Source organism: Bacteroidota bacterium (assembly GCA_016715425.1).
Lineage (GTDB): Bacteria > Bacteroidota > Bacteroidia > Chitinophagales > BACL12 > JADKAC01.
Genome location: JADKAC010000005.1, coordinates 1,038,712 through 1,052,485 on the forward strand (window position 1 = coordinate 1,038,712; position 13,774 = coordinate 1,052,485).

The 13,774-nt window shown below is 34.2% G+C and carries 10 protein-coding genes; 5 read left to right on the top strand and 5 right to left on the bottom strand.

Going from position 1 to position 13,774, the window contains the following annotated elements; translation table 11 throughout:
• Window positions 1-6 precede the first annotated feature (6 nt).
• The 4 genes from IPN31_10320 (at window position 7) to IPN31_10335 (ending at window position 2,883) form a co-directional block, all read left to right on the top strand.
• The gene (locus tag IPN31_10320) at window positions 7-1,488 is read left to right on the top strand and encodes a hypothetical protein (GenBank protein ID MBK8682277.1); all 1,482 of its coding nucleotides are present in this window, start codon (window positions 7-9) and stop codon (window positions 1,486-1,488) included.
• Between the two features lie 63 nt (window positions 1,489-1,551).
• Window positions 1,552-1,836, top strand: a complete 285-nt coding sequence (locus tag IPN31_10325; protein ID MBK8682278.1) for a hypothetical protein — start codon at window positions 1,552-1,554, stop codon at window positions 1,834-1,836.
• Complete coding sequence (locus IPN31_10330) at window positions 1,805-2,134, top strand: hypothetical protein (protein ID MBK8682279.1); 330 nt, start codon at window positions 1,805-1,807, stop codon at window positions 2,132-2,134. The genes IPN31_10325 and IPN31_10330 overlap by 32 nt, the downstream gene beginning before the upstream one ends.
• Window positions 2,135-2,145: 11 nt before the next feature.
• The gene (locus tag IPN31_10335; GenBank protein MBK8682280.1) at window positions 2,146-2,883 is read left to right on the top strand and encodes a T9SS type A sorting domain-containing protein; all 738 of its coding nucleotides are present in this window, start codon (window positions 2,146-2,148) and stop codon (window positions 2,881-2,883) included.
• A 151-nt stretch (window positions 2,884-3,034) separates the two neighbouring features.
• On the opposite strand, the gene IPN31_10340 is transcribed toward IPN31_10335, so the two are convergent.
• The 4 genes from IPN31_10340 to IPN31_10355 all read right to left on the bottom strand — a co-directional run bounded on the left by IPN31_10340 (window position 3,035) and on the right by IPN31_10355 (window position 9,415).
• A complete protein-coding gene (locus IPN31_10340; protein MBK8682281.1) occupies window positions 3,035-4,015 on the bottom strand; it encodes a D-glycero-beta-D-manno-heptose-7-phosphate kinase in 981 nt (326 codons plus the stop codon).
• Window positions 4,016-4,033: 18 nt separating this feature from the next.
• Window positions 4,034-5,227: a pyridoxal phosphate-dependent aminotransferase gene (locus IPN31_10345; protein MBK8682282.1), complete on the bottom strand. Its 1,194-nt coding sequence runs from the start codon at window positions 5,225-5,227 to the stop codon at window positions 4,034-4,036.
• A gap of 80 nt (window positions 5,228-5,307) precedes the next feature.
• On the bottom strand, window positions 5,308-7,314 hold the full coding sequence (locus tag IPN31_10350) for an OmpA family protein (protein MBK8682283.1): 2,007 nt from the start codon (window positions 7,312-7,314) through the stop codon (window positions 5,308-5,310).
• Window positions 7,315-7,324: 10 nt separating this feature from the next.
• Window positions 7,325-9,415 (bottom strand): OmpA family protein, encoded by a 2,091-nt coding sequence (locus tag IPN31_10355; protein ID MBK8682284.1) that lies wholly within the window; start codon window positions 9,413-9,415, stop codon window positions 7,325-7,327.
• Window positions 9,416-9,548: 133 nt separating this feature from the next.
• On the opposite strand from IPN31_10355, the gene nth reads away from it, so the two are divergent.
• Window positions 9,549-10,178: an endonuclease III gene (gene nth / locus IPN31_10360; protein MBK8682285.1), complete on the top strand. Its 630-nt coding sequence runs from the start codon at window positions 9,549-9,551 to the stop codon at window positions 10,176-10,178.
• A gap of 37 nt (window positions 10,179-10,215) precedes the next feature.
• Here the strand turns inward: nth and IPN31_10365 are convergent, their stop codons facing one another.
• The gene (locus tag IPN31_10365) at window positions 10,216-13,644 is read right to left on the bottom strand and encodes a T9SS type A sorting domain-containing protein (GenBank protein ID MBK8682286.1); all 3,429 of its coding nucleotides are present in this window, start codon (window positions 13,642-13,644) and stop codon (window positions 10,216-10,218) included.
• Window positions 13,645-13,774 lie beyond the last annotated feature (130 nt).

Below are 13,774 nucleotides of genomic sequence, written 5' to 3' on the forward strand. Positions count from 1 at the left end.
ACTCTTATGCAATCATTTTACTACGCATTTGGAAAAGCATTTTATAAAATTAATTTTTTCTTTCTTTTATTTTTTCTCTTTATTATTTCTACGCATATTTCTATAGCTCAGGTTGACACTATTTCTGTGGATACAATAACGTATTCAGAAGGTGATACGGTGGATATTTATACCTCTGGACTCGATTCTGTTTATATTACTTATGCCGAGTCCATTCCCGATTCTATTATGGAAAATTTGTGGATAATAAATAATCCATACAAGCAAATGATAGTAGAATTATCACATCAATCTCTTCCGGTTAATGAAGGTGTAATTGGCATTAATCTGTCAGATTTTTTTTCATTAAACAAAGCCAATTTCGATAAAAATGTTAACTATACTCAAGTGCCTGACCCCTGGCAGGCAATAGCCGACCTTGCACCAAATACTTTACGCATTTTTAGTGGCGCAAGTGCAAAATTTATGCACCCAACTCGCCCGTTTTATAATCCTGTAACTGAAAAAACGCATGGTGGTTATGGCTACGATTGGACTGAAATGATTAGTTATTTTAATGCTACTGAATCATCATTAGAGCCCCCTTTAATAGGGACTGAATACGATTTAGTTGCCATTGATATTATTTTAGACGCCGGTTGTTTGGGTACGTCATGTGACTGGGCAGAAAGCCCTTCTAGGTTAAAGGAATTTTATGACAAAAGTGTTGACCAACCCATATTCGATCCTACAGATCCCGATTTTGATGAGCTGCATGAGCAACCCATGTATATCAACCAATTTATTGATCTGGTGGATTTTATTGAAACAGAAAATTCCGGTCTTGAAGTGGAGGTTATTTACTGCGTAAATATTGAAAGTATGTCGGCATCGGAAATGATGGATGTAATCGGGTATTTATTTAACAATGATATCAATCTTATAGGCGTGGAATTGGGCAATGAAGTATATAATCAGTTTTCTAATCTCGCTATGGGCTTTACAGATTTTGATCACTATTGGAAATATATTAATGGGGATGATTATACAGATCCGGATGAGCAGGAAGCATTGGAACTTGCATTAGCAGATGATGTTGTAAATGACCATGACTATATTTTGGCAATAAAAGACCAGACATCTCCTGAAATCTATTCCATTAAAATCGGACTCCCTGCAATGAATACTCCTAATTGCGGCAGATCTTATGATTTTCCTTTGTTTGCACCTGATGAATCAGAATATGATACTACCAATACGATGATGTTTTCAACTCCAATTTTAACTGAGCCAGATCCTGAATTTGAAGATGAAGATTGCGATTGTTTTTATGCAGATTGGAATGCGGATATGGTAACTCACTACGGAGATAAGGTGGGTACTTTTTTAAGATATGCATTTAATGCAATCATATTTCATCCATATTATAATACCACTAACACCTCTAAATTCTGCGAAGAAAATTTTAATTGGAGGGATATTATGTTGCAATTACATCCATCCTTATAATCCCAATAATCTTACCGATGTTGGTCACTGGATTATATTTATACTGACGATCCATCGGAATATGTGGATGACTGGGACTACCCTTTAATTGATACTCGCTTAGAAAAAGCATTTTTTGAACTGGCTGGTATTCATTATCCTGAAGATGAGGACGATTTAATTCCGGGAAATTTTAAGGAATTCACAAGAGACAGAATAGATAATTCTTTTGAAGAACATGCAGGGCAAATGTTATTTACAAAAGATGATGATGGACCAGAATCAAAAGAAATATGGTTAACAGAATATAATTTAAATGATGATGTGAAATTACCCAATGGACCTGCTCCGATTTCTGGGCTTATATGAGATTATTTTCAAAGATTTTCAATCCAGTGGATCAAATACTTTTGCCCATGCTGCCATGCTACAAAACTGGATGTTATGGAATATAAAAGCAAATTATGATAATGATTATAAGAAAAATTTTTTAACCCGTGCAACACTGCAAAATGCTTTAGGTGGTAGTGCAACAATGTTGATGACTAATAGTGATGCTGCAGATCAAAAATTATTAGAAGAAATTGATGATTGCACAGACCCCGAAGTGTATCCATATTTTAAAGACGAGCTACTTATTTTACAGCAGAGTTATTTAATATTATAACAAAAAAACATTTGCATTATTTAAAGTCAACAACTACAATGGCATCGCTGAATAATAATTTAGCGCCAAGTGTATTTATAGATTTTTTAGGTCCAAATCCAACTTTATATGTTTTCTATACAAATGTTACCGATCAAAATCAATGGTTTGGTATTGACCCGGGTTCATTGCAGCTTGCATTCACAGATCCATCTGAGTCCAATTTATATTTAAGTGAAAACATAAGCGCCAAAATTTTAAATGCCGATCAGCTTTATTCTACGGCAGGAAAAGCATCCATATTTAATATTAATAATAGCTATAGTACTTGTGCATCAGCAATTATGGAAGAAAATAGATTTGAAATAAATGCATTAGAAAATAATTATCCAAATACAAGTTGCCCGGGAACATTTTCTGGATTGGCACCAGATGGTGTGTGTCTTGAAATGCCACCAATTTCAATGGGATATTTTTCAATTCCAATTTACTTCCTTGAATTAAAATCAGGATATATTGATAACCAACTGAAAATTTATCCTAATCCGGCAACAGATTATATTTATTTAAAACAAGGTAAAGATTTCAATGAAGAAATGCTCATAGAAATTAATATCTATAGCATGTATGGAAGCTTAATTAAATCAATAATTTCAGAAGAATCCACTACCCTAATTAATATTTCTGAATTATCAATTGGGGTCTATATAGTTGAGGTAAAAACAGAAGGTGAGGTTGTGAAAACAGAAACTCTGGTGAAAATAGATTAGAAATTTTTTTTTGGCTAATTAGTAGTGAATAAAAAAAATCAGTGATGAGTTTTTTTAACCCCGAACTCGAAACTTGAAACTTTTGTAGCCAACGGCCAATAGCAAACAGCTAATAGCCTTTTTATTAAATAAGTTTTTCCATTGTCAATTGTCAACTCAATTTTTTCTCCGCTTCCCGAATTAAAACTTTTTTATCAATAGAAACAACACCCGGATATTCGCATACAATTCCCCCGGCAAGATTGGATAAGGCTGCAAGTGTTTCTAAGGAAGTTTTTATTGCAAGACATAATGAAGCAATACTTATTACTGTGTCGCCCGCACCGGATACATCTGCAACATTGCGAATATGTGCTGGTAACTGAATTGTTTTTTCACCTGATTTTAAATACACGCCATGTTCTGAAAGTGTAACTAATGTAATTCCATTATGTAATTGCTTTTGTAAAATATCAATTGCTGCATTTAATTTTTTTATATCACCCGATGGAATTTCCATTTGCAAATTTTCATTCAACTCACGCAAATTCGGTTTAAATAAAGTACATAACTGATATGCAAAAAAATTATTCTTTTTTGGATCAACTGCCACAGGAATATTTTTATGTAAACACAGCATTGTTGTCTCACGAATAATACGCTCGCTCAACATACCTTTATTATAATCCTGTAAAATACAAACCTGCGGATTATCATTTTCTAAAACGGTTTTTATGCGTTCAAGAATTATGTCTTCCGTTGCCAAAGAAACAGTTTGCAAATCTTCACTATCCAAGCGCATCATCTGACGATTATTTGAAAGCACTCTTGTTTTGCAAGTTGTTTTTCTTGATGGATCTGTTATTAATAAATTACTTTCAATTCCTTCTTTATCTAAAAGTGATTTAAAAATTTCTGCTTCCGTATCATCACCTGTTATACTAATCAATAATGGAATTGCGCCTAATGCTTTAATATTTGCCGCAACATTTGCTGCACCACCTAAACGATTTTGTTTTTCATGAATTAATAACACAGGAACAGGTGCTTCAGGTGAGATGCGATCTACCTTACCCATGATATAACAATCCAACATCGAGTCGCCGATAATCAACGCTTTTACTTTGCTGAAAGCTTCTAATGTTTTAGTTATATCCAATGTGTTTTTATTTTAAGATAATTGTGCTAATGCTTTAGTGATGCGCTGCATTGCTTTTTCTAAATTTTCTTCACTTGTTGCATAACTGATGCGCACACAATTATTATCGCCAAATGCACTTCCTGTTACTAAAGAAACATTTGCTTCATCTAATAAATACATACATAAATCATCTGCATTATGTATTGTTTTTCCATGAAAAGATTTACCGAAATAATTACTTACATCCGGAAAGAAATAAAATGCACCCTGCGGATTATTATATTTTATGCCCTCAATTTTTTTAAGATAACTCAAGCAAAGTTCACGGCGTTTCAGAAATGCTTTTTTCATTTCTTCTGAAGGTTGTTGCGTACCTTGTAATGCATCAATTATAGTACGCTGCGCAATACTGTTTGTAGCGGAAGTAAATTGTCCTTGAAGTTTATCGCATGCTTTCGCAATAAATAAAGGTGCGCCAATATAACCCAAGCGCCAACCCGTCATTGCATACCCTTTTGATAATCCATTTACAACAATTACTCTGTCTTTAATATTATCGAAAGATGCAATACTTGAATGTGTTCCCAGGAAATTTATTTTCTCATAAATCTCATCACTTACCACAAATAAATTTTCATACAAAGCAATTATATCTGCAAGTGCTTTTAATTCATCGTGACTATATACTGTTCCTGTGGGATTGCAGGGAGAACTGAAAATAATAAGTTTAGTTTTTGGTGTAATTGCCGCTTCCAATTGCTCCGGACTTATTTTAAAATCTGTTTCAATTGTTGTTGGTAAAACAATAGAAATACCTTCCGCCATTTGCACCATTGCTTTATAACTTACCCAATATGGCGCTGGTAAAATAACTTCTTCATCCGGATTAACAAGACACAACACGACATTAATTAAACTCTGTTTTGCACCTGTAGAAACTACAATTTGATCGGGAGAAAAATGCAAATTATTTTCATCAGCAAATTTTTTACTGATAGCTTCTCTCACATCCAAATATCCAGAAACAGGAGTGTAATGACTATAACCTATATCAATGGCTTTTTTTGCGGATTCACGTATATGTTCAGGCGTATCAAAATCAGGTTCGCCCAAACTCAAATCAATTATATCAATACCTTTTGCTTTTAATTCTCTGCTCAGTTTGGCCATTTTTAAAGTGGCCGATTCATCCATATTTTCTATTCGTGCTGCTAATTTTGGCATAACGTTTTTTGTTTGTTGCTAAGATAAAATTTATAATGTAAGGAGAGGAGAGTAGTGTGGTGGAATATTACTATGATTTTTTATAATTCTGTAATCATAAATTCAACACGTTGATTTTTTTGTCGCCCTTCGGGAGTGTCATTATCTGCAATTGGAAATTGTTTTCCGTATCCTTTATAGGTAACCCGGTCGGCATTAATTCCATTATCAATCAGATATTGCGCTACTGCCTGCGCTCTTCTTTCAGAAAGTGCATTACAAAAATTTTCCTCACACATTCCATTTGTATGTCCACGAATTTCAATATGAATACTCGGATTCTCATTCATAAAATCCAACACTTTTGATAACTCCGTATAAGAGATTTTATCTAGGATAGAACTATTTGCATTAAACTCAATATTGTTTAATTCAATAATAGCACCTTGCATTTTTGGAATTAAATAAAAATTATTTTTCAATTCTGTTAGTGATTGCGCTTGGGTGAGATCAAGTTCAGCCATTTGATCAAAATATCCATCTGCCGAAACAGTAATTAAATATTTAGAACCTCGCAATAAATAAAAACCAAAATCAGAATCAATATTTGAAACCGAAGAGCCGGAACCTCCCATGTCATCTAAAGCATTATAATAAATATTTGCACGAATTGCTTCTTCGGTAGATTTGTTAAATATTTTACCGCTGAATAATAACACCGGTTCAGGTTTTAAAGAATCTGGTAATCGAATGCGATAGATATCTAAATCACCTGCAGTGTTTACATTGGAAGTATAATATGCAAAAGTGCCTTGCGCATCCACAGTATAATACGCATCCCATCCACTGGTATTAATAGCAGGTCCTATATTAATTGGATCCGACCAATTCAACCAGCTATTATCCAAACGTTTCGTCATAAAAATATCCTGACCTCCATAGCCCGGCCATCCATTACTTGAAAAATACATAGTGATATTATCTGCCGCCAGATAAGGACTCATTTCATTTCCGGCAGTATTAATATTGTTGCCGATGTTAATGGGCTCCGACCACACATTTGCCTTGCGTAAAAAACTTACATAAATATCTTTTAAGCCATAAGTAGCATCTGTTTCTATTGACATCATCATCACATTGCCATCCGCAGACATACAGAATTCGTTGTACTGATTTTTATTTGAGAAATTATCTATGATTAAATCCTGAGGTGTTTCCCATTTATCATCATTCTTGTATGCAATTGAAATTCCGGGTTGACCGGGTACAATATTTCCATACGAATTTCCCAATAAAATTCTTTTACCATCAGAAGAAATAGAACATAAATAATTATGATTTTCATTGTTTAATGGAGGGCCAATATTTTTTGCAGGTAACCATTCGAATTTATAATCTAAATCAGAATACCAGATGTCATCATTTTTTGCATTACCAATATTTTCCGAATGATGTTTACGATCGAAATACAATGTTTTACCATCGGGAGAAATAACAGGCGTCACTTCATCAGCCCTTGAATTAATATTACTGCTGAGACGTTCAGGTGTTCCATTAAAATTACTTATCACAGTATTAATTTGTAATTGAATTGGTTCAGTTGAAGTGGTTAATCCAATTGCATCAATTGCATACGGAATTTCATCACTGCTTTTTATAAATTCAATTCGCAAAGAATTTATAAGTGTATTTTTTAAATTGAGATTATGAGTTAATACCGAACCACCTTTTTCAGGCCGTGCATTTATAGGAGCTTGAAATACCTGTGTAGAAATATTATTGGTATCTATTGCAAATATTTTTGTGATGATACCGGAATAAATGTTTTGGATAACAACAACTTGTTTTGCGTCAATTGCATTTTCAAATGTTACAACAACAAATGGATTATCTTCCTCATTTCCGGGCATCCATGCGCTTGTAGAAAAACCATAATCCGGAATTGTATTTGGCTTACCTAATAATTGCTGTGCAGAAAAAAAATTATCACTGCGTTGTGATGAAAAATCAACAACAGAGTGAGCCCAGTAAATATCTTCTTGTGCGAAAACATTTGCAGAGATAAATTGAAGCAGGAAAACACAGACAAATAATTTTTGCCAAAACATGCACATCAAATTATAGAATAGTAATCTCAACTCGTTGATTCTTTTTTCTTCCTTCCGGAGTGTCATTGGATGCTATAGGATGTTTCTTTCCATAGCCTGCGGCAGTCATTCTTGACGAATCAATTCCTTTACCTACTAAATATTTAATCACAGATTCAGCCCTTTCTTTACTGAGATTAATACAATACTCATCATCGCATAAGCCATTGGTATGTCCGCCAACTTCAACACGCACATTTTTATTTTTTGCTAGAAAATCGTAGAGAATATCTAACTGCGCAAATGAAGCTGATTTAAGAATTGCACTGTTTGCATTGAAATACATATTGTCAAGAATAAATTTTTCTCCGGACGTAATTGGATCAAGTTTAAAGTCAACTCGTTTTACATTTTTTTCATTAGCATCTGAAATATCAATTGTCTCTTCATAATAAAAATATCCTTCTTTTATGATTACTACTTTATAGTTTAAATTTCCCGTTACTTTCTTTTGATAATTTTGATTTAATGTTTGGATAGATTCAGGATCGGAAGCATAATCATTTAACATAAAAATTACTTCAGCATCAATTTTTTGATCGGATAATGCATCATAGATAGTTCCGAATAATAGGATATCATTTGTGAGCACTAAATCACTTGCCAATTCTATATCGGATAAATCATCAGATGATGAATTCATTTCATTGGTGGATTCGGCAACTATTTCTTCTTCTGCTTCTGGTTCAAGGATAAATTTAATTGGGATCCTAAAAATATCCGGATTAAAATAATTTTCACGAGTAGAAGTAAAGAAAGCATAATTGCTGCTATCAGAATAAGTAAAATATGCATCGAAACCATCGCTGTTAACTGTAGGTCCTAAATTCTCTGGAGCAGACCAATTCGTCCAGGAATCATCTAAGCGATGCGAAACATAAATATCCATTTCGCCATAACCGGGTAATCCATTTGATGCATAAAATAACATTGTTCCATCAGGTGATAAAAACGGTGACATTTCATTGCCGGCAGTATTAATTACAGAACCGAGGTTGATAGGGACGGTCCAATTAATTTGATTCTCAGTAAATGAAACATAGATATCTTTTAATCCATTACCTTCTGCTTTTTCTAAAGCGACGAGTAAATAACTGCGGCTTTCATCCATATAATATTCCACATAAGGATTGTAGGAAAGCAATCCGGGAGTTGCCAGATTAACAGGATATCTCCAATCATTTCCATGCGACCAAGTTTGTGAAACGCCAATTTTAGAATCGCCACCCGGTATATATGTATTTGCCAAAGTCAACATGTGGCCGTCGGAAGAAATACCTACCACATAATTATTAGTTTCATTATTTATTGGGTCACCAATATTTTGTGGATCAGTCCAATTATCATCAATTAATTCTGAATACCAGATATCATCATTCATTGCATAACCAGTATTATCCGGATGGTCTTTTCTAGTATAATACAATCGATTACCATCAGGACTAATTAAAGGGCAAACTTCACTTCCCTGGGAATTAATCACATCGCCCATATTTATTGCTTTGCCCTTAAACTCAATAGAATTATTTCCCGGTATATAACTAAAGTCAAGAGTTAGAATTTCGGAAGAAATTCCGATAGCATCAATTTGATTTTCTCCCCAAACACTTTCCGTATCCAACACAAGTTTTAAATCATCTGTCTCAAAAGTGGTTAAAGGAAAAGTGATTGAAAATAATCTTCCGTATTCAGGAGTAACTTCAGTGCGTTGATAAACCAAATGGGGTAAATTATATTGATCGTATAAATAAATTTCTTTAACAGCGCCTCCATTATAATTTTCGGAAATAAATATTTGCTGTACTTTAATTTTCTTTTCAAATTTTACACGCACAAATTCTTCTTCAAAATTTTCTTGATTAGATGCTGTCCATGCGCAACCACAATCACCTAAAGAGGGGAGTTTGGAAGGCGGACCTAAAGCTTGTTTTGCACTATAAGATTGATTACCTTTTTGAGAAGAAAATGAGAGCACTCTATTTGCCCATTGTACTTGAGAAAATACATTTAATTGAAAGGTCAATAGTAAAAACAAAAAAACACAAAGCGCTTTGAAAGACATTTATTTTTTTTTAAATATTTTGATACAAAATTATGAAGCAGTAGTTATCAAGATGCAGCTTTTCAACAATAGGTTTCAAAACCGTATTATTTTTACACATCTCGTTATAACGTCTGAAATAATTTTGTGATATATGAACAAGAAGGAAAAAGCAACCTTTATAACCGACACCTTGAATGAATTGTTTCCATCTCCGGAAATTCCACTACAACATACAGATGCATTCACTTTATTAATTTCAGTTTTGCTTTCTGCGCAATGCACAGATGTACGGGTAAATCAAGTTACACCTTTTCTTTTTGCAAAAGCATCTACACCTTTTGAAATGCAAAAATTACAAGTGGAAGAAATTGAAAAGATTATTAAATCATGCGGACTTGGTCCGGCCAAATCAAAAGCAATTAAAGGATTATCGGAAATTTTAGTAAACAATTATAATGGTGAAGTACCTGCAACTTTTGAAGATTTAGAAACTTTGCCTGGGGTAGGGCATAAGACAGCAAGTGTTGTAATGTCGCAGGCATTTGGAATACCTGCATTTCCGGTGGATACACATATCCATAGATTAGCTTATAGATGGGGATTAAGTAATGGAAAATCAGTAGTGAAAACAGAAAGCGATTTAAAAAAAATATTTCCGATTGACTCATGGAATAAATTACACTTACAAATAATTTATTTTGGAAGAACGTATTGTCCTGCACGAGGGCATCATATTGAAAATTGTCCAATCTGTAGAGTATTAAATAAAAAAGGGCGATAATAAATTACCGCCCTTTTGCATTTATTCAACCTTTAAATCACTTTACAATTATTAGCGATTTGGTAAATGATTTTTCATCTGCTTGTACACGAATCATGTAAGTACCTCCAGGAAAGTTAGTTGTATTGAGTGTTTGTCGTTGCTGCATAAGTTTACCTAAACTTTCAGCACCAACTAATTCACCAACGCTATTATATATTTCATATGATACATTATACAACTTATCAAAATTCATATCTAAGGTTACATTACCTGAAGTTGGATTAGGATATAATAATGCCAAATTATTTAAGTCAGGATCTGTAATTGTTGTAACACCACCACCCGCAAAAGATATTACTATATAGTAATAATCATCACCACAATTATTTTCGGCAACTAATGCGACAGTGAATGAACCATCTGCAAATGTATGTGTAGGAGAAAATTCATTGGTAAATGTACCGTCGCCAAAATACCATGTATAAATAGCACCAGGCGTACTTGTATTGGTAAACGTAATAGTGCTACCTACTGAGGTATATGTGAAACTTGACAAAGGTGTATATACTAAATCCACATTAATGGTATCGGATTTAATACAACCAGTTACCGGATGGGTTACATAAGCTATATAAGTTCCAGGTTCAGTTACATCAATTGTTTGTGTAGTTTCACCAGAACTCCATAAATAATACATATCCGGATTTTCAGCATCTAAAGCCATAAAATCACATACTGTAGTATCATTCCCTAAGTCAACAATAGGAGACTCCAAGGTTTCAATGTTAATAGTTAAAGTATCATTTGAATGATCTTCATCTACATAAACATCTGACCAAACTAGTAATTCATGTGTTCCGATAGCTGCGAAATTTCCTGTTGCAGTGAAAGTAAATAAAACACTGGAACCAGTTTCTGCAATCACAGTAGCAATTTCATTTACTTCCGGACCGGCATCTAATTTATATTTTACCGGGAAGCTAGAAACTGCAGTAGGGCCAAAATTCTCCACTTCAATTGTAATAATTTCAGTTGAATCCAAACCACAACCATCCGGAGGAGATATTAAACTTATAACACCGATATCAACAGGAGAACAATATTTCATTAATTCAAACATGTTTCTTCTTAAATTGGCAACCTCATCTTCGGGTGTAGAATATTCTGCCGGTGTCATGCCACCAAATAAAACCATTCCGCTTCCCCATTCTTTAAAAGAAAGCACTGCTGTGGATGGAGTGTAATAATCTTCTATCAATTTTGTTAAGCCTGTTCCTGTAATTTTTGCATGAGCAAAATTGTACCACCAGCCATAAAAAACAGAACCAACAGGTAAGTGCGGACCTTCAAATATTGCAAATGGCGTTGATTGCTCGGCCGAATAAACATAACTTGGATAGTTTAATGTAGTACCATCAAATCCTAAATCAATATTACTACCTTCATAAGGAGCCGCATTTAAAATTAAATTTCCACCGGAGGCTACCCAGTTTTCTATATCAGATTGATTATTTGTTAGAAATAATTTGAATTCATTTGATGTATATGCGCCACCTTCCAAATAAACAAAACAGGTTCCTTCATTAAATATTGAATCCGGATCCATAGTGTCAAAAAATTCTTCCGTCCAGCCGGCTTCTCCAAACACATCATCCATTTTATCAGTGTTGTCACTTGAAGAGAAAGGGTCTTCTGTAGAAAGGTGAATATAATATGCAGATGTACCAGTAATTGGAGAAAGATTTTTTATATCGGTACATAGAGTATCATTAGCTGTCCATTCATCAGTAGGCAAGGAAGTCCAGGCACAGAAATTATAAAGGCCATCAGCACTTACATCAATAGTGGTAACAAAACAAAAAGTTTCTGTTTCACCTGCTAATAATTCACCTGTATAAACTTCGGTAACAACAGTTCCTCCATCCAAAGAATAATGTACATCAAAACTTGTCTGAGTATCTGTACCAAAGTTTGTAACGTCAACACACACTATTTCGCTGGAAGTGAGTTCAACAGCAGAAACAGGAGAAATTAAAGCGGAAACACCTATATCTTGCGGATAAGGGTCCTGAATATTTATATTGTCAAAAGCAATTCCGTCATAATAACCGTAATATGAACTTGCGAATTTAAATCTGAACTTCACAGAGGATTCTCCAGCTAAGAAGCTAATATCATGATGTGCTTTTTTCCAACCACCACCGGAACCTACCCAGCCATTTTCATACACATAAGTTACCGGATCGTAGCCTAAAGAATATCCATAGGATGTGTACCAATTATCACCAGTACCCAAACCTCCTAACAAAGTCCATGAAGCACCAGCATTAGTAGAATATTCTAATTGAGCACCATCATTAAATTCATAAGTCTCCCACCAAATATCAAATTCAATATATGGAAGAATTAATTCAGAAAAATCGAGACAAGGGCTTTCTACATAAGAGGTTTCGTATGTATTGTAATTGCCATCCAAATTTGTATCCCAGGAATTTTCACTATCTGGTGTTCCGGGAGGAGCACCGGTAATTGGAGAACCAGTTGGTGAACCAAGTTCCCAGGAACTACTTGCTCCATAAGAAATCCATCCACCTGAACCATCTTCAAAATCTTCTATATAAGGATATACAGTAATTACTGGAATATTAGTAAAGGAAACTTCACTTGTATCATCTGCAGAAATAGTATCTAAATCCAATTCTGTCCAGGCATACACAATGTAATCGCCATTATTGGTTAAATCAGCCAGAGTGGAAAAGGTAAATTCGGTTGTTTCATATGATGCAATTGGATCACCGGTATATGCTTCGATTACCGGAGTTCCAGCACCGGTTATTGGATCAATTATTTGATATCCAACATTAAATTCCGAGATATCAAGGAGGCCAATATTTGTAACATTTACGCTGATAGGTTCTTCACCCCATCCGCAAGCAGTTACTAAATTATTTATTGCAGTAGCTCCTGCATCATAGTCTGTTTCTGCAGGAATGAAAATCGTATAATCCTCTGTCTCACCATAAGAATAAGTACCGCAAGCACTGATAGATCCCGGAGGATAATACACTGACCGAATACGCATTCTGGTTGAGCCTGGTAGTGCCGTGAGTGGAACTGTGAAAGTAATAGTGCCGGTTCCTCCGGCATAAATAATTATATCCGATCCTAATTTTTCTGTCGAGATAAATGTTCCATTCTGATTCCAATCAATCCATGCTGCATAATAATTCATATCAAATGGATTATTTGTCAATGTCAAAGTATATGAAACACCAGGTATTAGAAGAGTGGATAATGCTGTGTAATCATTATATTCGTCAGCTCCAGCAGTGAAATTACTAATAGACTCCAATTCTACCCCTGCAATATAATCATACGAAGAACCATAAGTATAATCAGGAACACAATATTGAGCTATTATTTTATTGGTGGGTATATAGATTAATCCGATTCCAATAAACAGGTGAAGTATAATTTTTTTCATAATTATTTTATTAAGGCTGAATTAACCATTAAAGTTACATAAACACTTATTACCACGAAAGTTTTATCAACATAACACTTCATAATTTACAATTCTATGTAAAAAAAAGGGGGCTTTTTGAAGCCCCCTT